Below are 26,177 nucleotides of genomic sequence, written 5' to 3' on the forward strand. Positions count from 1 at the left end.
CCGCCGATGTGCAACTGACCGGCAACGCCGAACGGCACCGGTTGGTCATGCGCATCCAGCACATACAAGCGGGTGTTGTCGATCGGCCGGCCTATCGGCAATGCACCCGTCGGCAACGGATCCCGCGCTTCCAGGGTCCAGACGCTGCAATCCACCGTGGTCTCGGTGGGGCCATAGACGTTGTGCAGGCGCACCTGCGGCAAGCGCTCGCGCACCTGGCGGGCCAGGGCTTCGGTGAGCTCGCCACCACCGCAGACGATGTCGGTGAGGCTGGCGCAGGCGGCGCTGGCGTCCTCGTCGAGGAACTGCTGCAGCAAGGCCGGCACGAACTGCACCACCTTGACCTGCTGCCGCTCGATCAGCCCCGCCAGGTACTGCGGGTCGCGCTGGCCATCCGGGCGTGCCAATACCAGGCGCAACCCGCTGCACAGCGGCCAGAACAGCTCCCACACCGAGGCGTCGAAGCTCACCGGGGTCTTGTGCAGCACCGCGCCTTCGCTCGGGAACAGCCCGGCGCTCCAGTGCACCAGGTTGACCACGTTGCGGTGCTCGACCATCACGCCCTTGGGCACGCCAGTAGAGCCGGAGGTGTAGATCACATAGGCCAGGTGCTGCGAGGTCAGGCCAGGCACCTGCGGATTGCTGTCCGGCAGGTCGCCCCAAGTCGGCTGATCGAGGTCGACCAATGTCGCCGACGAACTCACCAGGGCGCGGGTGGCCTGTTGCACCAGCAACGCCCGCGGTTGGCTGTCGGCGAGCATGTGGCCGAGGCGCTCGGCCGGATAGTCCGGGTCGAGCGGCACGTAGGCGCCACCGGCCTTGAGGATCGCCAGCAGGCCGACCACCAGCGGCAGGCCGCGCTCGACGCAGATCGCCACCCGGTCGTCGGGTTTCACACCCAGCGCGATCAGGTGATGGGCCAGGCGGTTGGCCTCGGCATTGAGCTGGGCATAACTCAGCTCACCCTGCTCCGCGCAGATGGCTACGGCCTCGGGCGTACCCAGGGCCTGGGCCTCGAACAGCGCCTGCAGGGTCTGGGTCAGTTCGTGAGGCCGCGCCGTGCGGTTGCAGTCGTGCACCAGCTGACAGCGCTCATCGAGCGACAGCACCGGCAGTTGCAGCAACGCCTGGCGTGGCTCGCGTGGCAGCGCTTCGACCATGGCCTGCAGCACCTGCCGCAGTTGCCCGCAGACCCGCGCGGCGCCGACCGCCGCCGGGGCCAGGGCCACCAGACGGAAGCCTGCACCGATGTCGTCCACGCTCAGGCTCAGCGGATAGTTGCTGCGCTCATTGCTCTGCAGGGTCTCGATACCCTGCAGCGCCAGGCGCTGGGCCTCGTCCGCCTGGGTGCCGTGACGGTAGTTGAGCATCGCGCTGAACAGTGGCGCCGGCGCCGGTACGCCGCTGCAGCGCTGGGCCAGGGCCAGCGACGCATGTTCGTGGGCGAGCAAGGCGCTGAGGCGCTGCTGGGTCTGATGCACCGCCTCCTGCAGGGTCGTGGCGCGCAGGTCCAGGCGCAGCGGCAGGGTGTTGATGAACATGCCCAAGGCCTGTTCGGCGCCCTCGCCAGCCTCCAGCCGGCCCAGCAGCACGGTGCCGAACACCACGCTGTCGCGGCCGCTGGTGGCGGCCAGCAGACGGCCGTAGGCCAGGTGGAACAGGCTGGCGACGCTGACACCCAACCGCCGGGCCTGTTGCCGCAGGTCTGCGCACAGGGTCTCGTCCAGCCACAGCTGGGCCTCCTCGATGCCCTGGCCATCGACCTGCACGTCGCCCAGGCCGTAGGGCAGCGTCGGCTCGTCGATATCACCCAGTTGCTCGCGGAAGAACGCCTCGTGCTCGGCCTGGCTGACGCCCAGGCGCGCCTGGGCCACGTAGTTGCGATACGGCGCGCCCTGCCCGGCGGGCACCGCTGCGCCCTGCAGGTAACCGACCAGCTCGCGGCCTAGTACATCCAGAGCGGTATGGTCGAGGACGATATGGTGGAATTGCAACGCGGCCAGCAACCCTGGACCTTGCGGGTCCGACCAGTGGTACAGGCGCACCAGCGGGGCCTGCTCCAGGGCCAGGGCGTGGGGCACCGCGGCTTCATCCTCCACCTCGAACACCGCCAGAGCGGCCTGGCGCCACACCACCTGCACCGCCTGGGGCAGGCCGTCCCACAGCACCGAGGTGCGTAGCACGTCGTGGCGGGCGATCACCTTGCCCAGGGCATCGACGAAGGCGTGCAGGCGTTCGTGGCTGGCGAACGCCATGCGCGAGGCCAGCACGTAGGGGTCGTGCTGCGGCGAGCTGAGGTGGTGGTAGAGGATGCCTTCCTGCAACGGCGCCAGCGGGTAGATATCCTGCACGTTGGCCGCGCCGCCCGGCACCATGGCGACGATGCGTTCGATGGCGGCCGGTTCCAGTTCCACCAGTGGCAGCATGTCCGGGGTGATCTGGGTGCAGCCGGCCGGGATCCGGTTGGCCGGGACCTCGACCCGGCGGCCCTGGCCCAGGGTCGCCGCCAGCGCCGCCACCGTCGGCTGGCCGAACAAGGTGCGCACGTCGGCCTGCAGACCGGCTTGGCGCAGGCGCGCGGTGAGGGTCACCGCCAGCAGCGAGTGGCCACCGAGTTCGAAGAAGTTGTCGTGGCGACCGACCTGCTCGATACCCAGCACTTCGGCCCAGATCGCGGCTATTGCCACCTCGGAAGCACCGGTCGGCGCGACATAGGCGTGGCGAACCAGGGCCGAGGGGTCGGGATCCGGCAGCGCCTTGCGGTCCAGCTTGCCGTGGCTGGTCAGTGGCAGTGCGTCCAGGCGGACCAAGGCCTGCGGCAGCAGATGCGCCGGCAAGCTGGCCTGCAAGCCCTCGCGCAAGCGCTCGATATCGACCGTTGCCGCTTCGGTGAACCACGCCAGCAGGCGCTCGTCGCGCACCAGCACCACGGCATCGGCGATGCCCGGCTGGGCCTTGAGCGCGGCCTCGATCTCGCCCAGCTCGACCCGCACACCGCGAATCTTCACCTGGTCATCGTTGCGCCCCTGGTACTCCAGGGTGCCGTCGGCGTTCCAGCGCACCAGGTCGCCGCTGCGGTACATCCGGCCAGCGGCGAACGGGTCGTCGAGGAAACGCTCGGCGGTGAGGTCGGGGCGGTTGAAGTAGCCACGGGCGACCTGCGCGCCACCGATGTACAGCTCGCCGGTCACGCCGACCGGCACCGGCTGGCGCTGCGCATCCAGCACATAGACACGGGTATTGGCGGTCGGCTTGCCGATATGCAGCGCGCCACCCGGCTGAAGTTGACCGGACGTCGCGACCACCGTGGTCTCGGTCGGGCCGTAGTTGTTGACCAGCACGAAGCCCGGATCACGGTCGAACTGGCGCAAACGGTCGCCGCCCACCAGCAAGGTGCGCAGGGTCGGGTGCTGGCGTTCGCGGCGCAGCGCCTGCTCGGCCACCGGGGTCGGCAGGAAGCTGACCTGCAGCGGCTGCTGCAGCCACCAGTCGAGCAGTTCGTCCACGTGCTCGCCGCCAATCTGCGCCGGCGGCAGGTGCAGCACCGCCCCGGCGCACAGCGCCGGCCAGGCCTCCCAGGCCATGGCGTCGAAGCCGAAGCCGGCGACGCTGGAGGTGTGGCTGCCGGCGCCCAGGTCGAAGGCCTGGCAATGCCAGTGGACCAGGTTAGCCAGGGTGCGGTGCTCGACCATTACTCCCTTGGGCTGGCCGGTGGAACCGGAGGTGTAGATCACATAGGCCAGCTGATGCTCGTCCAGGCCGGTAACGACGGGGTTGCTGTCGGCTTCATAAGCCCAGTCATCGCCATCCAGCGCCACCTTGGCCACCTCGCCCACCAGCGACTCAGTGCTCGATTCGACCAGCACCAGCGTCGGCGCACTGTCACTGAGCAGATAACCAATGCGCTCCGCCGGATAGCCCGGATCGACCGGCACATAGGCCGCGCCGGCCTTGAGCACGGCCAGCATCGCCACCAGCCGCTGCGGACCGCGCGGCAGGCACAGCGCCACGCGATCCCCCAGGACCACGCCACGCTTGATCAGGTAATGGGCCAGACGATTGGCGCGCTGGTTCAGCTCGCCATGGCTCAGGCTCACCTCGCCCTGTACCACGGCCAGCGCCTCGGGCGCCTGGGCCTCGACCAACGCATGCACGGTGTGGCCTTTCGGGTAGCTCGCAGCCGTGGCATTGAAGCCTTCGAGCACTTGGACCTGCGCTGTGTGATCGAGGATGGGCAATGTGTCGACCTGCACCGCGCCACCTTGCTCCAACGCCAGGACCAGCCCGGCCACCGCCGAGTTCATCCAGCCCGCGACCCGCTCGGCGCCGATACCCAACAGGGCCAGCACACTGAAGGTGAAGCCTTCGCCGTGGTCATCCACGCTCAGGGTCAACGGATAGTTGCTGCGCTCCTCGCCGCCCAGCTGATGCATGCCCTGGAAGCTGTCGCTATCAGCCGCGGTCACATCAACCGGGCTGTGACGGTAGTTGAGCAACGCACTGAACAACGGCGACGAGGCCGCCACGCCACTGCAACGCTGGGCCAAGGCCAGCGACGCGTGCTCATGGCCAAGCAGCGCCGACAGCCGCTGGTGGGTAAGCCGCACCGCGTCACTGGCCCCCTTGGCCGTGTCGATGCGCAACGGCAAGGTATTGATGAACACGCCCAACGCACGGTCGGCGCCCTCGCCGCCCTGCAGGCGGCCCATCAGCACGGTGCCGAACACCACGTCGTGACGCCCCGCCAGCACGCCCACCACGCGGGCCCAGGCCAGGTGCATCAGGCTCGCGGCGCTGACACCCTGCGCCCGCGCCTGTTCGCGCACCCGGCGCGACAAGGCCAGGTCCAGTGGCAGGCGGGCTTCCTCGATATCACGCCCGTCGCCCTGCACATCGGCCAGGCCCATGGGCAGGGTCGGCTCCTCGACATCGCCGAGCATGTCGCGGAAGAACGTTTCGTGCCCCGCCTGCGCGGCGCCCAGGCGCACCTGGGCCACGTAGGTGCGGTACGGCACAGGAGGACTCAGCAGGTGCTGGCGCCCAGACAGCAACGCCTGCAGTTCATGGACAATGACCTCCATCGCCGTGTGGTCCAGGGCCAGGTGATGGAAGTGCAGGACGGCGACCACGCGCTGCCCGGCCGGGTCCATGGCGTAGGTCAGGCGCAGCAGTGGCGCCTGGGTCAGGTCCAGGCGCTGCGAACGTGCGTCGAAATGATCGTGCAGGCGCTCGATCACCGCCTCCTCGCCCAGCCCAGTGACTTCGTGCACGTCCAGGCGGGCTTGGCGCCAGACCACCTGCACCGGCTCCGCCAAACCTTCCCAGACCACCGAAGTGCGCAAGATATCGTGGCGGTCGATGACCTGTTGCAAGGCACCGGCACAGGCTTGCAGCCGCTCCAGGCTGTCGAAAGCCAGGCGGGTCTGCAGCAGATAGGGATCACCCTGCTCCGCACTCAGGTGGTGATAGAGGATGCCTTCCTGCAACGGCGCCAGCGGATAGATCTCCTGCACGTTGGCGGCGCCGCCCGGCACGCCGGCGACGATGCGGTCGATGCGGGCCTGGTCCAGTTCGATCAGGCTGAGCATCTCTGGGGTGATACGGGTCGCATCGTGGGGGACACGGTTCTCGGGTACGGCCACCTCTCGTCCAGCGCCCACCGCCGCTGCCAGCGCGGCCAGGGTCGGCTGGGCGAACAGCACGCGCACGTCGGCAGCCAGGCCGGCCTTGCGCATGCGCTCGACCAGGCTCACCGCCAGCAGCGAGTGGCCGCCCAGTTCGAAGAAGTGGTCGTGGCGGCCGACCTGCTCGACCTTGAGCACCTCGGCCCAGATCGCGGCCAGTGCCGTCTCCACCTCGCCCTGCGGCGCCTCGAAGGCGCGGCTGACCACGGCCTCGCTGCCTGGCTGCAGCAGCGCACGGCGGTCGAGCTTGCCGTTGGCGGTCAGGGGCAACGCGTCCAGACGTACATAAGCCGACGGCAGCATGTAGTCCGGCAGCACACCTTGCAGGCGCTCGTGCAGTTCGCCGATGGCCGGGGCCTCGCCGGTGAAGTACGCCACCAGGCGTTTGTCCCCCGGCGCGTCCTCGCGCACGATCACCGCCGCATCGCGCACACCCAGGCACTCGCCCAGGCACGCCTCGATTTCGCCCAGTTCGATGCGGAAACCGCGCAGCTTGATCTGCTGGTCGGCGCGGCCCAGGTAACGCAGGGTGCCGTCGGCCTGCCAGCTGACCAGGTCGCCACTGCGGTACATCGGGCCGCCATTGAACGGATCCGGCAGGAAGCGCTCGGCCGTCAGCTCCGGCTGGCCCAGGTAACCCAGGGCCACGCCGTCGCCGGCGATATACAGCTCGCCCACCGCCCCCACCGGCAGCAGTTGCTGGCGGGCATCGAGCACGTAGCAGCGGCTGTTGCCGATCGGTTTGCCGATCGGGATGCTGCCCTCGCCCACCGCAGTGATTTCGTGGGTGGTGCTGAAGGTGGTGGCCTCGGTCGGGCCGTAGCCATTGAGCAGGTGCTGCGGCGCGCCGTCACGCAGTACCCGGGCGATCACCGCCGGGTCCAGCACATCGCCACCGACCATCAGGTAACGCAGGCCACGGAACGCCGGCAGCAGGTCGTCGGCGAACTGGTGGAACAGCCCGGCAGTCAGCCACAGCACCGTCACGCCCTGCTCCAGCAGTGTGTCGCGCAGGCCCTGGCGCGACAGCACCTGGTCCTGGTCGATCACCACCACCGCGCCGCCGTTGAGCAGCGGCGCCCAGACTTCCAGCGTGCTGGCGTCGAACGCCGGGTTGGAGGCGAACGCCACGCGGTCCTGGCTATTGAAGTCGGCAAAACCGTTGTTGATCACCAGGCGCACGATGGCCCGGTGCGGCACCTGCACGCCTTTCGGCATGCCGGTGGAGCCGGAGGTGTACATGATGTACGCCGCGCTGCCGGCGTCCACCGCCAGCCCCAGCGGCGCAGCCGCATAGGTGCTCAGGTCGAGCCGGTCGAGTTCGACCCGGCGCACCGCCGCCACTTCGGGCTGGTCGCGGTGGGTCAGCAGCAACGCCGCCCCGCTGTCGCCGACCATGAACGCCTGGCGCTCGGCCGGGGCATTGCCGTCCAGCGGCACGAACACCGCCGCGCACTTGCTCACCGCCAGCTGGGCCGCCAGCAGGTCGAAGGAGCGTGGCAGCAACAAGGCCACGCGATCACCGGCACGCACGCCCAGTTCCAGCAGATACCCGGCCAGCCGATTGGCCTGCTGGTCGAGGGCCTGGTAACTCCAGCGCCTTGTGCCATGGGCCACCGCCAGCGCATCCGGGCTGGCCTTGGCCTGCGCCTCGAACAACACATGCACGGGCAGCTCACGTGGGTAGTCGCGCCCGCTGGCGTTGAATTGGCGCAGCACCCGCTCGCGCTCGGCTGCCGGCAAGCCATGCAGCCGGCTCAGTGGCGTTGCCGGCGTATCCGCCAATGCCTCGACCAAGCGAGCCAGGGCCTCCTGCAACAGCTGGCAGACCAAGCCGCCGTCCACGGCCGACACCGCTTGCACTGTCAGGGCGAACCCATCCCCCAGGTCGTCGACGCTGACCACCAGCGGATAGTTGCTGCGCTCATGGGCGGCCAGCAGTTCGATCCCCTGCCAGGCCTGGGCCTGCTCCGTGCCGCCAGCCGCGCTGTGGCGGTAGTTCAGCAGGCTGGTGAACAGTGCCTGTGAGGCCGGAACACCGCTGCAGCGCTGGGCCAGGGCCAGGGAGGCCTGTTCATGGGCCAGCAGGCGCGCCAGGCGCTGGTGGGTCAGGCGCACGCCTGCGACCACGTCCATGTCACCCACACTGACCCGCAACGGCAGGGTGTTGATGAACATGCCCAGCGCCCGTTCGGACCCTTCGCCGCCTTGCAGGCGGCCAAGCAGCACGGTGCCGAACACCACCTCCTCACGGCCGGACAGCTGCGCCAGCACCTGCCCCCAGGCCTGGTGCACCAGGCTGGCGACACTGATCCCCAGCGCCCGCGCCTGACCGCGCAAGCGTTGCGCCAGGCTGTCGTCCAGGTACTGGCGATGGTCGAGCACATGGCTGCCATCGCCCAGCGCGTCACGCAGGCCGAACACCTCGGTCGGTTCGTCGATATCGCCCAGCAGCTCGCGGAACATTGCCTCCTGCGCCTGATTGTCATCGCGCAGTCGCGCATGGGCCACATAGTTGCGGTACGGCACGCTGTCGCCCTGAGGCTCGCGGCCCAGCAGCACATCGCCGACCTCCGCCACCAGCAGCTCCATGGCGGCATGGTCGAGGAGGATATGGTGCAGCAGCAGGGTTGCCTGCAATCGACCATGCTCCACACTGCTGCTCAGGTGCATCAGGGGTGCGCGCCCCAGGTCCAGGCGCACGCTGTCCAGTGCCGGCTGGATGTCCAGGCGCGCTTGGCGCCAGACCACCTGCACGGCCTCATCGAGCCCCTGCCAGTGCACGCTGGTGCGCAGGATGTCGTGACGGGCGATGACCTGGTTCAGCGCGGAAACGAAGGCGTCCAGCTCGGCCTGGCCGGCGAAGGCGAAGCCCAGTTGCAGCACATAGGGGTCGACCTCGGCGCTGGCCAGGTGGTGGTAGAGAATGCCCTGCTGCAACGGCGCCAGGGCATAGAGATCCTGGACATTCGCCGCGCCGCCGGGGATCTGCCGCACGACCTGGTCGAGCGCCGCCTGGTCCAGTTTCGCCAGTGGCAGCATATCGACAGTGATGCGCTGACAATCGGCCGGAATGCGGTTGGCCGGCACCTCCACCACCACTTCGCCACCCACCGCCGCCGCCAGCGCCGCCAGGGTCGGCTGGCCGAACAGCACCCGCACATCCGCCGCGAGGCCCGCCTGGCGCATGCGCGCGGTCAGGGTAACGGCCAGCAGCGAGTGGCCGCCGAGCTCGAAGAAGTTGTCGTGGCGACCGACCGGTTCGACACCCAGCAACTCACGCCAGAGTTGCGCCAACAGGGTCTCGACCTCGCCTTGCGGCGCCTCGTAGACCTGCTGCGTCGCCTCTGGCTGCGGCAGCGCCTTGCGGTCCAGCTTGCCGTTGGGGCTCAGCGGCAGCGCCTCGAGGTAGGTGAACGAGGCTGGCACCATGAACTCCGGCAATTGGCCGAGCAGTGCCGCGCGCAAGGCCTCCGGCGCCTGCCGGGCGCCGGTGTAGTAGGCCAGCAGGCGCTGGTCGCGGGCCAGCACCACGGCTTCCTTGACCCCGTCGACGCGGGTCAGGCAGGCCTGGATCTCGCCCAGCTCGATGCGCAGGCCGCGCAGCTTCACCTGGTCGTCGTTGCGCCCGAGGTACTCCAGGTTGCCGTCGGGCAGATGCCGGGCCAGGTCGCCCGTGCGGTACAGCCGACCACCGGCCTGGCTGGCGAACGGATCGTCGAGGAAGCGCTCGGCAGTCAGTTGCTCGCGGTTGAGGTAGCCACGCGCCACCTGCACGCCGCCGATATACAGCTCGCCGGCCACGCCCCGCGGCACGGGCTGGCCGTGGGCATCGAGCACGTACAGCGTGGTATTGGCGATCGGCTTGCCGATCGGCGTGTTGTCCGGCGCCGTCACACAGTGCCAGGCGCTGACGTCCACCGCCGCTTCGGTCGGGCCGTACAGGTTGTGCAGCTCGACCGTCGGCAGCTGTGCCTGGAAGCGCCGCACCAGGCTGCCGGGCAAGGCTTCGCCGCTGCACAGCACGCGCTTGAGGCGGTGCGGCAGGACATCGCCATGGGCGAGGAACACATCGAGCATCGACGGCACGAAGTGCAAGGTGCTGACCTGCTCGGCGCGGATCACCTCGCGCAGGTACTCGGGGTCGCGGTGCCCGCCAGGGCGCGCCATCACCAGCCGTGCCCCGGTCTGCAGCGGCCAGAGGAACTCCCACACCGACACGTCGAAACTGAACAGGGTCTTCTGCAGTACCACGTCGTCAGCGCCCAAGCGATAGGCGTCCTGCATCCACAGCAGGCGGTTGACCACTGCGGCGTGCTCGTTCATCACCCCCTTGGGCAGGCCGGTGGAACCGGAGGTGTAGATCACGTAGGCCAGGTGGCGCGGGGTCAACCCGGCCACCTGTGGCGCCTGTGCCGGTTGCTCCAGCCAGGTCGGCAGGTCGAGGTCGATCACCGGCACCGCGCCGGCCGCCGGCACATGGCGTGTGGCCGCGTGCACCAGCACCGCCAGCGGGGCGCTGTCGCCGAGCATGTGCCGGATGCGCTCGGCCGGGTACTCCGGGTCCACCGGCACATAGGCGCCACCGGCCTTGAGGGTGGCCAGCAGGCCGACCACCATCGCCAGGCCCCGCTCGACGCAGATCGCCACCCGGTCGTCGGGTTTCACGCCCAGGGCGATCAGGTGATGGGCCAGGCGGTTGGCCTGTTCATCCAGCTGGCGATAGCTCAGCTCGCCCTCCTCTGCTTTTACCGCCACGGCATCAGGGGTGCGCCGCACCTGGGCCTCGATCATTCCGTGAAGGGTCTGGTCGAGGTCGTAGGCCTGGGTCGTGTCGTTGAAAGCGCCCAGCACCTGGCGCCGTTCATCGGCGCTCAGCACGGGCAGACGCTGCAGTTGCTCCTCGGGGTGCTGTTCAAGCGCCAGCAGCAGACCGTCGAGCACCTGCAGCATCTGCGTGCAGACTCTTTGCGCGCCAACCTGGGCAGACACCTGCACGCCCAGGCGCAGGCCGTCGCCGAAATCATCCACGTTCAGGCTCAGCGGATAGTTGGTGCGCCCCTCGCTGCCCAGCGCCTCGATACCTTCCCAGGCTTGCGCCTGCGGCGCGGCCCGGCTGCTCTGGCGGTAGTTGAGCAAGGCGCTGAACAGCGGCAGCGGCGCCGCCACCTGGCTGCAGCGCTGGGCCAGGGCCAGCGAGGCGTGCTCGTGGAGCAACAGCGCCGAAAGCTCGCGGTGCGTGGCCAGCACGCCTTCGCGCACGCCGAGCTCACCCAGGTCGACCCGCAGCGGCAAGGTATTGATGAACATGCCCAACGCCCGTTCGCTGCCCTCGCCGCCCTGCAGACGGCCCAACAGCACGGTACCGAATACCACCTGGTCCTTGCCGCAGGCACTGCCCAGCAGGCGCGCCCAGGCCAGGTGCACCAGGCTCGCGGTGCTCACCCCCAGCTGGCGAGCCTGGTCACGCAGGCGGCCATAGCGGGCCCCCTCGAACTCGACCTCGGCCTCATCGAGCGCCAGCCCTTCGCCTTGTACCTCGCGCAGGCCGAACGGCAGGCTCGGCTCGTCGATATCGCCCAGGCGGGCGCGGAAGAACGCTTCATGCTCGGCCTCGCTGACGCCCTGGCGCGCCTGCACCACATAGTTGCGGTACGGCACCGACGGCGGCAGCGGCTCGTCGTGGCCCGACAGATAGCCGCGCAGCTCGGCCTGCACCGCCTGCATGGCGATGTGGTCGAGCACGATATGGTGGAACTGCAGCACCGCCTCGATCCGCTGGCTGCCCGGCACGGTGCGGTGCAGCAGCCTGATCAGCGGCGCCTGGCCCAGGTCCAGGCGTGCCAGGTGCTGCGCGTCGAGCGGCGCCAGTTGCAGCGGCGCCTGGCGCCAGACCACCTGCACCGGTTGCGCCAGGCCGTCCCAGAGCACCGCGGTGCGCAGGATGTCATGCCGGGCGATGACCTGCTCCAGGGCCTGGGCGAACGCCTGCAAGCGCGCCGGGCTGTCGAAGCGCAATTGCGCGCGCAAGGCATATGGATCGGCGTCCGCGCTGCTCAGGTGCAGGTAGAGGATGCCTTCCTGCAACGGTGCCAGCGGGTAGATGTCCTGCACGTTGGCCGCGCCGCCCGGCACCGTGGCGATGATACGGTCGATGGCGGCCTGCTCCAGCGCCACCAAAGGCAGCATGTCCGGGGTTATACGGGTGCAATCGGCCGGGATCAGGTTGGCCGCAACCGGCACCTGGCGGCTGTGCCCCAGGGTGGTTGCCAGCGCCGCCACCGTCGGCTGGCCGAACAGCGTGCGCACATCGGCTTGCAGGCCGGCCTGGCGCAGCCGCGCGGTCAGGCTCACGGCCAGCAGCGAATGGCCGCCCAGTTCGAAGAAGTTGTCGTGACGCCCTACCCGCTCGACACCCAGCAACTGCGCCCAGATTTCGGCTAGCAGGGTTTCCGTGTCGCCCTGTGGCGCTTCGTAGCCGCCCGCCTGCAGATCCGGCAGCGGCAGTGCCTTGCGCTGCAGCTTGCCGTTCGGGGTCAGTGGCCAGCTGTCGAGATGGATGAACAGCGCCGGCACCATGTACTCCGGCAGCTGTGCCAGCAAGGCCCGGCGCAGCGCGTCGGCCTGTTGCGGTTCACCCCGGTGATAGGCGACCAGGCGCGCACCGCTGTACGGATGCTCGTGCACCAGCACCAACGCCTCACGCACGCCAGCCACGCGGTTCAAGCAGGCCTCGATCTCGCCCGGCTCGATACGTAGGCCGCGCAGCTTGATCTGGTGGTCGGTGCGCCCGAGGAACTCCAGTACGCCGTCGGGACGCTGGCGCACCAGGTCGCCGCTGCGGTACAGGCGCTCACCGTCGACGAACGGGCTGGCGATGAAACGCTCGGCCTGTTGCTCCGGCAAGCCCAGGTAGCCCCGCGTCACCCCGGCCCCGCCGATGTGCAACTGACCGGCAACGCCGTACGGCACGGGCTGGTCGTGGGCGTCGAGGACGTACAGGCGGGTGTTGTCGATCGGCCGGCCAATCGGCAATGCGCCCGACGGCAGCGGGTCCCGTGCCTCCAGGGTCCAGACGCTGCAATCCACCGTGGTCTCGGTGGGGCCATAGACGTTGTGCAGGCGCACCTGCGGCAAGCGCTCGCGCACCTGGCGGGCCAGGGCTTCGGTCAGCTCGCCACCACCGCAGACGATGTCGGTGAGGCTGGCGCAGGCGGCGCTGGCGTCCTCGTCGAGGAACTGCTGCAGCAACGCCGGCACGAACTGCACGACGCCGACTTGTTGCCGCTCAATCAGCTCGGCCAGGTACTGCGGATCGCGCTGGCCATCCGGGCGTGCCAATACCAGGCGCAACCCGCTGCACAGCGGCCAGAACAGCTCCCACACCGAGGCGTCGAAGCTCACCGGGGTCTTGTGCAGCACCGCGCCTTCGCTCGGGAACAGCCCGGCGCTCCAGTGCACCAGGTTGACCACGTTGCGGTGCTCGACCATCACCCCCTTGGGCACGCCAGTGGAACCGGAGGTGTAGATCACATAGGCCAGGTGCTGCGAGGTCAGGCCAGGCACCTGCGGATTGCTGTCCGGCAGGTCGCCCCAAGTCGGCTGATCGAGGTCGACCAATGTCGCCGACGAACTCACCAGGGCGCGGGTGGCCTGTTGCACCAGCAACGCCCGCGGTTGGCTGTCGGCGAGCATGTGGCCGAGGCGCTCGGCCGGATAGTCCGGGTCGAGCGGCACGTAGGCGCCACCGGCCTTGAGGATCGCCAGCAGGCCGACCAGCAACGGCAGGCCGCGCTCGACGCAGATCGCCACCCGGTCATCGGGTTTCACACCCAGTTCGATCAGGTAATGGGCCAGGCGGTTGGCCTGGATGTTGAGCTCGCGGTAGCTCAGTTGCCCCGCCTCGGCGTGCACCGCAATCGCTTCCGGGGCGCGTGCTGCCTGCCGCTCGAACAGTGCCTGGATCGGCTGCTCGGAATCATTGGCCCGCGCCGTGGCGTTGCAGCCCTGCAACAGGTAGGCGCGTTCCTCGTCCTGCAGCACCGGCAGTTGCAGCACCGTCTGCCCGGTTTGTGCCTCCAGGCCTTCGACCAACGCCAGCAGTACCTGCCGCAGCTGCCCGCAGACCCGCTGGGCGCCAACCGTCGCCGGGGTCATGGCCACCAGGCGGAATCCTTGGCCCATGTCGTCCACGCTGAGGCTCAACGGGTAGTTGCTGCGCTCCTGGCCGTCGAGGAACTCGATGCCCTGCCAGTCCAGGCGCCGGGCTTCGCTGGCCTCCTGGCCGTGGCGGTAGTTGAGCATGGCGCTGAACAGCGGCGCCGGCGCCGGTACGCCGCTGCAACGCTGGGCCAGCGCCAGCGACGCGTGCTCGTGGACCAGCAAGGCGCTCAGGCGCTGCTGGGTCTGGCGCACCGCTTCGGGCAGGGCCGCGCCCTGCAGGTCCAGGCGCAGCGGCAGCGTGTTGATGAACATGCCCAGCGCCCGCTCGGCGCCCTCGCCGGCCTCCAGCCGGCCCAGCAGCACGGTGCCGAACACCACGCTGTCGCGGCCACTGGTGGCGGCCAGCAGGCGGGCGAAGGCCAGGTGGAACAGGCTCGCGGGGCTGCTGCCCAGTTGCCGGGCCTGTTGGCGCAGGCGCGCAGCCAAGGTCTCGTCCAGCCACAGCTGGGCTTCCTCGATAGCCTGGCCATCGCCCTGCACGTCGCTCAGGCCGTAGGGCAGCGTCGGCTCGTCGATATCGCCCAGCAGCTCGCGGAAGAACGCCTCGTGCTCGGCCTGGCTGACGCCCAGGCGCGCCTGGGCCACGTAGTTGCGGTAAGGCACTGGGGCCTGCAGCGGTGCCGTGGTGCCTTGCAGGTAGCCCAGCAGTTCCGCGCCGATGATCTCCAGGGCGGTGTGGTCGAGGACGATATGGTGGAACTGCAGCAGTGCCTCGACCCGCTGGCTGCCGGCATCGGCGCTGTACAGCAGGCGAATCAGCGGTGCCTGGCTCAGGTCCAGGCGTTGCAGGTCCTGCTCTTCGAGCGGTGCGACCAGCAGCGGCGCCTCGCGCCAGACCACCTGCAGCGGTTGCGCCAGGCCCTCCCAGAGCACGGCGGTACGCAGCACATCGTGGCGTGCGATGGCCTGGCGCAACGCAGCGGCGAAGGCTTCGAGCCGCGCCAGGCTGTCGAAGGCCATGGGCGACTGCAGCACATAGGGGTCGTGCTGCGGCGAGCTGAGGTGGTGGTAGAGGATGCCTTCCTGCAACGGCGCCAGCGGGTAGATGTCCTGCACGTTGGCCGCGCCGCCCGGCACCGTGGCGACGATGCGCGCGATAGCGGCCGGTTCAAGATCCACCAATGACAGCATGTCCGGGGTGATCCGGGTGCAGCCGCTCGGGATCCGGTTGGCCGGGACCTCGACCTGACGGCCCTGGCCCAGGGTCGCCGCCAGCGCCGCCACCGTCGGCTGGCCGAACAAGGTGCGTACGTCGGCCTGCAGGCCGGCCTGGCGCAGGCGCGCGGTGAGGGTCACCGCCAGCAGCGAGTGGCCGCCGAGTTCGAAGAAGTTGTCGTGGCGACCGACCTGCTCGATACCCAGCACTTCGGCCCAGAGCCCGGCGATGGCGGTTTCCACAGGACCTTGCGGCATGACGTAGTCCTGGGCGGCGAGCATGGCCGGTTGCGGCAGCGCCTTGCGATCCAGCTTGCCGTGGCTGGTCAGTGGCAGTGCGTCCAGGCGGACCAAGGCTTGCGGCAGCAGATGCGCCGGCAGGCTGGCCTGCAAGCCCTCGCGCAAGCGCTCGATATCGACCGTTGCCGCTTCGGTGAACCACGCCAGCAGGCGCTCGTCGCGCACCAGCACCACGGCATCGGCGATGCCCGGCTGGGCCTTGAGCGCGGCCTCGATCTCGCCCAGTTCGACCCGCACACCGCGAATCTTCACCTGGTCATCGTTGCGCCCCTGGTACTCCAGGGTGCCGTCGGCGTTCCAGCGCACCAGGTCGCCGCTGCGGTACATCCGGCCAGCGGCGAACGGGTCGTCGAGGAAACGCTCGGCGGTAAGGTCGGGGCGGTTGAAGTAGCCACGGGCGACCTGCGCGCCACCGATGTACAGCTCGCCGGTCACGCCGACCGGTACCGGCTGGCGCTGCGCATCCAGCACATAGACGCGGGTATTGGCGGTCGGCTTGCCGATATGCAGCGCGCCACCCGGCTGAAGTTGACCGGACGTCGCGACCACCGTGGTCTCGGTCGGGCCGTAGTTGTTGACCAGCACGAAGCCCGGATCGCGGTCGAACTGGCGCAAACGGTCGCCGCCCACCAGCAAGGTGCGCAGGGTCGGGTGCTGGCGTTCGCGGCGCAGCGCCTGCTCGGCCACCGGCGTCGGCAGGAAGCTGACCTGCAGCGGCTGCTGCAGCCACCAGTCGAGCAGTTCGTCCACGTGCTCGCCGCCAATGTGCGCCGGCGGCAGGTGCAGCACCGCCCCGGCGCACAGCGCCGGCCAGGCCTCCCAGGCCATGGCGTCGAAGCCGAAGCCGGCGACGCTGGAGGTGTGGCTGCCGGCGCCCAGGTCGAAGGCCTGGCAATGCCAGTGGACCAGGTTGGCCAGGGTGCGGTGCTCGACCATCACGCCCTTGGGCTGGCCGGTGGAACCGGAGGTGTAGATCACATAGGCCAGCTGATGCTCGTCCAGGCCGGTAACGACGGGGTTGCTGTCGGCTTCATAAGCCCAGTCATCGCCATCCAGCGCAACCTTGGCCACCTCGCCCACCAGCGACTCAGTGCTCGATTCGACCAGCACCAGCGTCGGCGCACTGTCACTGAGCAGATAGGCAATACGCTCCGCCGGATAACCCGGATCGACCGGCACATAGGCCGCGCCGGCCTTGAGCACGGCCAGCATCGCCACCAGCCGCTGCGGACCGCGCGGCAGGCACAGCGCCACGCGGTCGCCCAGTGCCACGCCACGCTTGATCAGGTAATGGGCCAGACGATTGGCGCGCTGGTTCAGCTCGCCATGGCTCAGGCTCACCTCGCCCTGCACCACGGCCAGCGCCTCGGGCGCCTGGGCCTCGACCAGCGCATGCACGGTGTGCCCTTGCGGATAATTGACGGCAGTGGCGTTGAAGCCCTCCACCACCTGGCGCATAGCCTCGTCATCCAGCATCGGCAGATGATCGAGTCCCTGGCCCGGCGCCCGCTCCAGCGCCTGCAACAGTTGGCCTAGCGTATTGACCATCCACGTGCCGACCTGCGCCGCAGGCAATCCCTCGGCGGCCAGCACGCTCAGCGAGAAACCCTCGCCCAGGTCATCGACGCTCAGGGTCAACGGGTAGTTGCTGCGCTCCTCGCCGCCCAGCAGGCGCACACCCTGCCAAATACCTTCACCGTCCCGGGCCGCCTCGGCGCTGTGCCGGTAGTTGAGCAAGGCACTGAACAACGGCGCCGAAGCCGCCACGCCGCTGCAACGCTGGGCCAGCGCCAAGGGCGCATGCTCGTGACCGAGCAGGGCCGACAAGCGCTGATGAGTGACGCGCACGGCCTGCTCCACCGGCAGGGCGGTGTCCACCCGCAGTGGCAGGGTGTTGATGAACATGCCCAGGGCGCGGTCGGCGCCCTCGCCGGCCTGCAGGCGACCCATCAATACGGTGCCGAACACCACATCGCGACGCCCTGCCAGCACGCCCACTACCCGCGCCCAGGCCAGGTGCACCAGGCTCGCGGCGCTGACGCCACGCTGCCGGGCCTGCTCGCGCAGGCCTTGGGCCAGGGCCTCAGGCAGCATCAGGGCGGCATGCTCGACCCGTCCGCCATCGCCCTGCACATCGGCCAGGCCAAAGGGCAGGGTCGGTTCTTCGACATCCCCCAACTGGGCGCGGAAGAACGCCTCATGGCTGGCCTGATCGTCGCCCAGGCAGACCTGGGCGACATAATTGCGATACGGCACCGCGGCAGGCAGCGTGGCGCCACGCCCGTCCAGCAGCACCTGCATCTCCTCGCCGACCACGGCCATCGCGGCGTGGTCGAGGGTCAGGTGGTGGAACTGCAACAGCGCCACCCACTCGCCCTGGCGCGGATCCTCGGCATAGACCAGCCGCAGCAAGGGTGCCCGGGTCAGGTCCAGACGCTGCTGGCGGGCATCGAAACGCGCCAGCAACTGCTCGATCACTGACTCCTCACCCAGGCCGGTGACTTCGCTGAGCGCCAGGTTGGCCTGGCGCCAGACCACCTGCACCGGCTCCGCCAGGCCTTCCCAGACCACCGAAGTGCGCAGGATGTCGTGGCGGTCGATGACCTGTTGCAAGGCCGCTGCCCAGCTACGCAGGCGCTCGAGGCTGTCAAAGGCCAGACGCGACTGCAGCAGGTACGGATCGCCCTGCTCGGCGCTCAGGTGGTGATAAAGGATGCCCGCCTGCAACGGTGCCAGCGGGTAGATCTCCTGCACGTTGGCGGCGCCGCCCGGCACGCTGGCGACGATGCGGTCGATGCTGGCCTGGTCCAGTTCGATCAGGCTGAGCATCTCTGGGGTGATACGGGTCGCATCGTGGGGGACACGGTTCTCGGGTACGGCCACTTCTCGTCCAGCGCCCACCGCCGCTGCCAGCGCGGCCAGGGTCGGCTGGGCGAACAGCACACGCACGTCGGCAGCCAGGCCGGCCTTGCGCATGCGCTCGACCAGGCTCACCGCCAGCAGCGAGTGGCCGCCCAGTTCGAAGAAGTGGTCGTGGCGACCGACCTGCTCGACCTTGAGCACCTCGGCCCAGATCGCGGCCAGTGCCCTCTCCACCTCGCCCTGCGGCGCCTCGAAGGCGCGGCTGACCACGGCCTCGCTGCCCGGCTGCGGCAAGGCGCGGCGGTCGAGCTTGCCGTTGGCGGTCAGGGGCAACGCGTCCAGACGTACATAAGCCGACGGCAGCATGTAGTCCGGCAGCACGCCTTGCAGGCGCTCGTGCAGTTCGCCGATGGCCGGGGCCTCGCCGGTGAAGTACGCCACCAGGCGTTTGTCCCCCGGCGCGTCCTCGCGCACGATCACCGCCGCGTCGCGCACGCCCGGGCATTCGCCCAGGCACGCCTCGATTTCACCCAGTTCGATGCGGAAACCGCGCAGCTTGATCTGCTGGTCGGCGCGGCCCAGGTAACGCAGGGTGCCGTCGGCCTGCCAACTGACCAGGTCGCCACTACGGTACATCGTGCCGCTATTGAACGGATCCGGCAGGAAGCGCTCGGCCGTCAGCTCCGGCTGGCCCAGGTAACCCAGGGCCACGCCGTCACCGGCGATATACAGCTCGCCCACCGCCCCCACCGGCAGCAGTTGCTGGCGGGCGTCGAGCACGTAGCAGCGGCTGTTGCCGATCGGTTTGCCGATCGGGATGCTGCCCTCGCCCACCGCGGTGATCTCGTGGGTGGTGCTGAAGGTGGTGGCCTCGGTCGGGCCGTAGCCATTGAGCAGGTGTTGCGGCGCGCCGTCACGCAGTACCCGGGCGATCACCGCCGGGTCCAGCACGTCGCCACCGACCATCAGGTAGCGCAGGCCACGGAACGCCGGCAGCAGGTCGTCGGCGAACTGGTGGAACAGCCCGGCAGTCAGCCACAGCACCGTGACGCCCTGCTCCAGCAGCGTTTCGCACAGGCCCTGGCGCGACAGCACCTGGTCCTGGTCGATCACCACCACCGCGCCACCGTTGAGCAGCGGCGCCCAGACTTCCAGCGTGCTGGCGTCGAACGCCGGGTTGGAGGCAAAGGCCACGCGGTCCTGGCTATTGAAGTCGGCAAAACCGTTGTTGATCACCAGGCGCACGATGGCCCGGTGCGGCACCTGCACGCCTTTCGGCATGCCGGTGGAGCCGGAGGTGTACATGATGTACGCCGCGCTGCCGGCGTCCACCGCCAGCCCCAGCGGCGCAGCCGCATAGGTGCTCAGGTCGAGCCGGTCGAGTTCGACCCGGCGCGCTCCCGCCACTTCAGGCTGATCGCTGTGGGTCAGCAGCAGCGTCGCCCCGCTGTCGCCGACCATGAACGCCTGGCGCTCAGCCGGGGCATTGCCGTCCAGCGGTACGAACACCGCCGCGCACTTGCTCACCGCCAGTTGGGCCGCCAACAGGTCGAAGGAGCGTGGCAGCAACAAGGCCACGCGATCACCGGCACGTAGGCCCTGCTCGAGCAGGTAGACGGCCAGGCGATTGGCCTGGTCATCGAGCTGGGCATAGCTCCACTGGCGTTCACCGTGGATCACCGCGAGTGCCTCTGGCGTGCTCGCGGCGTGGGCTTCGAACAGGCGGTGGGCGGCCAAGTCGCGCGGGTAGTCGCATGCCGTGGCATTGAAACGACCCAGCACGCAATCGCGTTCGACCCTGGGCAATCCATGCAGACTGTGCAGCGCGACCTGCGGGGTCTGCTCCAGCGCCGTGACCAACTGCGTCAAGGCCCACTGCAGCAAGCGGCAGACGCGCTCGCCATCGACCGACGCCACGGCCTGCACCGTCAACCGGAAATCATCCCCATAGTCGTCGACGCTGACCACCAGCGGGTAATTGCTGCGCTCCTGCGCGGCCAACAGTTCGATCCCCGGCCAGACGGGCCCCTGCGCGGGCTGGCCGGCACTGTGGCGGTAGTTCAGCAGGCTGCTGAACAGCGCCTGGGACGCCGGCACGCCGCTGCAGCGCTGGGCCAGGGCCAGGGAGGCCTGTTCATGGGCCAGCAGGCGCGCCAGGCGCTGATGGGTCAGGCGCACGCCTTCGGCCACACCGCCGCTGCCCACGCTGACCCGCAGCGGCAGGGTGTTGATGAACATGCCCAACGCCCGATCGGCACCCTCGCCGCCCAGCAGGCGACCGAGCAGCACGGTGCCGAACACCACCTCTTCGCGCCCGGACATCTGCGCCAGCACCTGGCCCCAGGCCTGGTGCACCAGGCTGGCGACACTGACCCCCAGCGCCCTGGCCTGCCCGCGCAGGCGTGCGACCAGCGCCGGCTCCAAGGGCCAACGGCTTTCACCCACCGAATGGGTGTCGGCCATGGCCTCGCGCAGGCCGAACGCCTCGGTCGGTTCGTCGATATCGCCCAGCAGCTCGCGGAACAGGGCCTCGTCGGCCTGCGGGTCCGCGCCAAGACGTGCCTGGGCCACGTAGTTGCGATACGGGATGCTGGCAGGCAGCTCTGCGGAGCCTTGCAGCAACGCCCCCACCTCGAGCATCAGCTGCTCCACGGCGGTGTGGTCGACAAGAATATGATGCAGCAGCAGGGTCGCCTCCAGCCGCCCTGCCTGGCGCTGGCTGCTCAGGCGCAGCAACGGCGCCTGGCCCAGGTCGAGGCGCGGTGTTTCGAGCGCCGGGCTCAGCAGCAGCGGCGCCTCGCGCCAGACCACCTGCACTGCCTCGTCCAGGCCCTGCCAATGCAGGCTGGTGCGCAGGATGTCGTGACGGGCGATGACCTGGTTCAGCGCGGCGACGAAGGCGTCCAGTTCGGCCTGCCCGGCAAAGGCGAAACGCGCCTGCACCACATAGGGGTCGGCGCCTTCGCTGGCCAGGTGATGATAAAGAATGCCCTGCTGCAGCGGGGCCAGGCCGTAGATGTCCTGGACGTTGGCCACGCCACCGGGGACCTGCCGCACCAGCGTGTCGATGGCGTCCTGGCCGAGGTCGGCCAGGGGCAGCAGGTCCGGGGTGATCCTTGTGCAGCCTGCCGGGATACGGTTGGCCGGCACGTCGACAGCGGCCCGCCCCCCCACCGAGGCCGCCAGCGCGGCCAGCGTGGGCTGGCTGAACAGTACCCGCACATCGGCCTCCAGCGCCTGCTGGCGCATGCGCTCCACCAGGCGGACCGCCAGCAGCGAATGGCCGCCCAGTTCGAAGAAGTTGTCGTCACGCCCCACGGGCCCGACACCCAGCAGGTCCGCCCAGATCGCCGCCAGGGCGGTCTCGATCGGGCCCTGGGGCGCCTGGTACTGGCGCACCGGCGCTTCGGGGGTCGGCAGGGCCTTGCGGTCGACCTTGCCGTTGGGCGTCAGCGGCATGCCATCGAGGTGGATGAACAGTGCCGGCACCATGTACTCCGGCAACTGCTCCAGCAGACGCTCGCGCAGGTACTGCGCGGCGTGATCCTGGCCAGTGTGGTAAGCCACCAGGCGCTGGCCGCTGTGCGGGTGCTCGTGGACCAGCACCAGCGCCTCGCGCACGCCGTCCACGCGGTTCAGGCAGGCTTCGATCTCGCCCGGTTCGATACGCAGGCCGCGCAGCTTGACCTGATGATCATTGCGGCCGAGGAACTGCAACGAACCGTCGGCGCGCTGGCGCACCAGGTCACCGCTGCGGTACAGGCGCTCGCCGCGCACGAACGGGCTGTCGATGAAGCGTTCGGCCTGTTGCCCGGCCAAGCCCAGGTAGCCACGCGCCACGCCCACGCCACCGATGTGCAGGTGCCCGGCCACGCCCCAGGGCAGCGGCTGGTCCGTGCCGTCCAGTACGTACAGGCGGGTGTTGTCGATCGGCCGGCCAATCGGCAGCGCGCCTTCCGGCACGGGCTGATCAGGCTCCAGGGTGCAGACGCTGCAATCGACCGTGGTTTCGGTGGGGCCGTAGACGTTGTGCAGGCGCACTTGCGGCAGGCGCTCGCGCACCTGGCGCACCAGGGCTTCGGTCAGCTCGCCCCCGCCGCAGACGATGTCGGTGAGGCTGCTGCACTGCGCGCTGCGCGCCTGTTCGAGGAACTGCTGCAACAGCGCCGGCACGAACTGCACCACGCTGACCCTGGACTCGATGATTCGCCGCGCCACATAGTCCGCGTCACGCTGGCCGTCCGGCCGCGCCAGCACCAGGCGCAGGCCGCTGCCCAGCGGCCAGAACAGCTCCCATACGGAGGCGTCGAAACTGATCGGAGTCTTGTGCAGCACCGCGCCGTCCGCAGTCGCGGGGCACAGCCCGGCGCTCCAGTGCACCAGGTTGACCACGCTGCGGTGCTCGACCATCACGCCCTTGGGCAGCCCGGTGGAACCGGAGGTGTAGATCACATAGGCGAGGTGGCGCGAGGTCAGCCCGGCCACCCGTGGGTCGGTCGCTGGCAGGCTTTCCCAGCCCGCCTGGTCGAGGTCTATCTGCGGCACGGCCAGCGCGCCCGGCACCTCGCGGGTGGCCGCGTGCACCAGCACTGCCAGTGGCGCGCTGTCGACGAGCATGTGGCGGATGCGCTCGGCCGGGTAGCTCGGGTCCACTGGCACATAGGCGCCACCAGCCTTGAGGATGCCCAGCAGGCCAACCACCATCGACGGGCCACGCTCGACGCAGATCGCCACCCGGTCGTCGGGGCGCACGCCCAGGGCGATCAAATGGTGGGCCAGGCGGTTGGCCTGTTCGTTGAGCTGCCGATAGGTCAGCTGTTCACCTTCCGCCTCGATGGCCACCACCTGTGGATGCAGCAGCGCCTGGCGCTCGAACAACGCGTGCAACGGCAGGTCGAGGTCGTGTTCGGCGACCGTGGTGTTGCAGCCGGTCAGCAGTTGATGGCGCTCCTCGGGCGTCAGCACCGGCAGCGCCAGCACGGGCAGGTCGGGGGCGCGCTCGAGCGCTTCCACCAGCCCCTCGAACACCTGCCGCAGTTGCCCGCACAGCCGCTCGGCGCCCCATTCGGCGAGGGCCTGGACCGTCAGGCGCAGGTCGACACCCAGATCGTCGACCGCCAGGTTCAAGGGGTAGTTGGTACGCTCTTCGGTGCCGACCACATCGATGCCCGGCGCCACTGCGATCACCGCGGCGGCGTCGCCCGCCGCGCTATGGCGATAGTTGAGCATGCTGTTGAACAACGGCATCGGCGCCACCACACCGCTGCAACGCTGGGCCAGGGCCAGCGGCGCCTGTTCGTGGCCGAGCAATGCCGTCAGCTGGCGGTGGGTCAACAACAGTGCATCGCGCACACCCTGCCCCTGCAGGTCGACCCGCAGCGGCAAGGTATTGATGAACATCCCGAGGGCGTGTTCGCCGCCCTCGCCCGCCGCCATGCGCCCCAGCAGCACGCTGCCGAACACCACCGACTCGCGCCCGGACCACGCCCCCAGCAGGCGCGCCAGCCCCAGGTGCATGATGCTGGCCGGGCTGACCCCGAGCAACCGGGCCTGGGCACGCAGACGTTGGCTGAGGCCGGGCGCCAGGGTGATCCGTGCTTCCTCCATGGGCTGGCCGGCCACCTCCTGGACGCCGAAGGCCAGGGTCGGCGCATCGATATCGGCCAGCATGGCGCCAAAGAATGCTTCATGGGCCTGTTCGTCCTGGGCCTGGCGGCCTCTGGCCAACAGGTCACGGAACGGCACTGGCGCTGGCAGCCGCTCGCCATCACCTGCGAGATAGGCTTGGATCTCGCGGCGGACGATGTCCAGGCCGGTGTGGTCCATGACCGTGTGGTGGAACAGCAGCAAGCCCAGCACCCGGCCGTCGCGATCCTGGCCATGCACCAGCCGCAGCAAGGGGGCCTGGGCCAGGCCCATGCGGTAATGACGCGTGTCGAAACGGGCGCGCAATTGCTCCAGCGGCTCGTCACCGTCCAGGCTCCCGACTGCCTCACAAGCCAGGGGCGCCTTGCGCCACACCACCTGCAGCGGCTGGTCCAGGTATTCCCAGGCCAGTGCCGTGCGCAGGATGTCATGGCGCTGGATCACCCAGTCGAGCGCCTCGGCGAACGCCTGCAGGTGCGCCGGGCTGGCAAAACGCAGCTGGGCCTGCAGCACATAGGGATCACCCTCGGCGGCCGTGAGGTGGTGGTAGAGCATGCCTTCCTGCAGCGGCGCCAGCGGGTAGATGTCCTGCAGATTCGCCGCGCCCCCGGGCAGCGTGGCGACGATGCGGTCGATGGCGGCCTGGTCGAGCCCGGCCAGGGGCAGCATGTCGGGGGTGATGCGCAGCGCCGGGCTCAGCCAGCCATGCTCCAGGCCCGCGAGCATCTCCAGCAGCGCTGGCTTGTGCGCCGCCAATGCGTCCCACAGCGCGTCATCGAGGGTGTCGTCATCGCCCTCGACGATCAGGTCGGCCTCCTCGCGCTGGAGTCGGATCGCACGGGTGGAAAGCGCTGCCATGAGTTCGCTGAAGAGCATTGGTAAGCATCCTGCTTTTGCCAGTCGGAAATGCTCGGAACGCTAATGGATCGCGGGGGGGCGGGCTGACATGGGAAGGGGGGACAACGGCAGGAGCAGAAGGGTTCAACGCTAGTGTGGTGTTTCACAAATAACGACCATAGCTCGCGGCGCTTTTTGCGCTCATGCGGCGTTGTCGCTCCTCGCCGTAGCTGGGCTACGACTCGTCGCGACGCCTTGCCTGAGCGCAAAAATCGCTCGCGATTTATTGGTCGTATTTGCAAAACACCACACGAGGGAGCCAGGCCGCTCAGGCGCCTGACTCCCCGACTGACAAAAGAGCGGGTTCAGCCAGCCAGCGCTTGCAACTCGGCCAACTCCCCTTCGGTCAAACCCACGCCCTCGCGCAGTGCCACTTCACGCTCACGGTAGCGCCGTTCCCCCGGCATGCGCGTCAGCCCCGCTTCCTGCATCTGCTCCACCAGTTCGCGGCTGCGCTGGGCAAAACGCTCACCTTGCGCCTTGGTGGGGTCGATCACGATCAGCAACTGCCCGGTCCATGGGGTCTTTGCCCCCGGATGCCCGGACCAGTCGAACTCCCAGGAAAAATGGCCCCCCGTCAGCGCTGCCGCCAGCAGTTCGACCATCATCGACAGCGCCGAGCCTTTGTGGCCGCCGAACGGCAGCAAGGCCCCCCCTTCGAGAATCGCCTTGGGGTCGTTGGTCGGCTGGCCGGCGGCATCCACGCCCATGCCCGGCGGCAGCTGTTCGGCGGCCCGGGCGGCAATCTGCACGTCGCCATGGGCCATGGCACTGGTGGCCATGTCGAAGACGATCGGGTCGTGCCCCGCGCAAGGCGCGGCGAAGGCGATGGGGTTGGTGCCGAACAACGGCTTGCGCGCACCATGGGGCACCACGCAGGTCATGCTGTTGACCACGCTCAGGGCCACCAGGCCTTCATCGGCGAATGGCTCGACATCCGGCCACAGCGCGGCGAAATGGTGCGAATTATGGATCGCCAGCACCGCGATGCCGGCCGTGCGCGCCTTCTCCACCAACAGCGCGCGGGCGGCGGCCAGGGCCGGCTGGGCAAACCCACCCTTGGCATCGACCTGCACATAAGCTGGCGCCAGGTCGGTTACCTGCGGCTCGGCGTGGCCATCGACCCAACCGCTGGCGAGGGTCGAGACATAACCGGGAATACGGAACACCCCGTGGCTGTGGGCACCGTCACGCTGGGCGCTGGCGCAGTTGTGGGCGAGCACGGCAGCTACCGCCGCGCTGCAGCCATGCCGCGCGAAGATCGACTGCAATAACGCCCGCAGTTCGGTAAAAGGCACGCGCACGACAGGGCCGGTGGAAGGTGAAGACATCTGGAGCTCCTTTCTTGGAATTGGAATCGCTACAGCGCAACTGCACAGACTTTCCCGCCAATGACAGCTATCTGTCAAA

Annotated in this window: 2 protein-coding genes (1 of these 2 running past the window's edge); both read right to left on the reverse strand. The window is 69.2% G+C overall.

All coding sequences use genetic code 11. The annotated features are described in order from the left end of the window. On the reverse strand, positions 1-24,746 hold the 5' portion of the coding sequence (locus tag KHO27_RS26335; RefSeq protein ID WP_214501735.1) for a non-ribosomal peptide synthase/polyketide synthase. It extends 700 nt beyond the left edge of the window; the window shows 24,746 of its 25,446 coding nt (coding positions 1-24,746); it begins with the start codon at positions 24,744-24,746; its stop codon lies beyond the left edge, outside the window. A 326-nt stretch (positions 24,747-25,072) separates the two neighbouring features. Then, positions 25,073-26,098 carry an Ldh family oxidoreductase gene (locus KHO27_RS10355; RefSeq protein WP_110701411.1) on the reverse strand — a complete coding sequence of 342 codons (1,026 nt, stop codon included), beginning with the start codon at positions 26,096-26,098 and terminating at the stop codon, positions 25,073-25,075. Between the last annotated feature and the right edge of the window lie 79 nt (positions 26,099-26,177).

The sequence above is a fragment of the Pseudomonas sp. RC3H12 genome, assembly GCF_018596375.1.
GTDB lineage: Bacteria > Pseudomonadota > Gammaproteobacteria > Pseudomonadales > Pseudomonadaceae > Aquipseudomonas.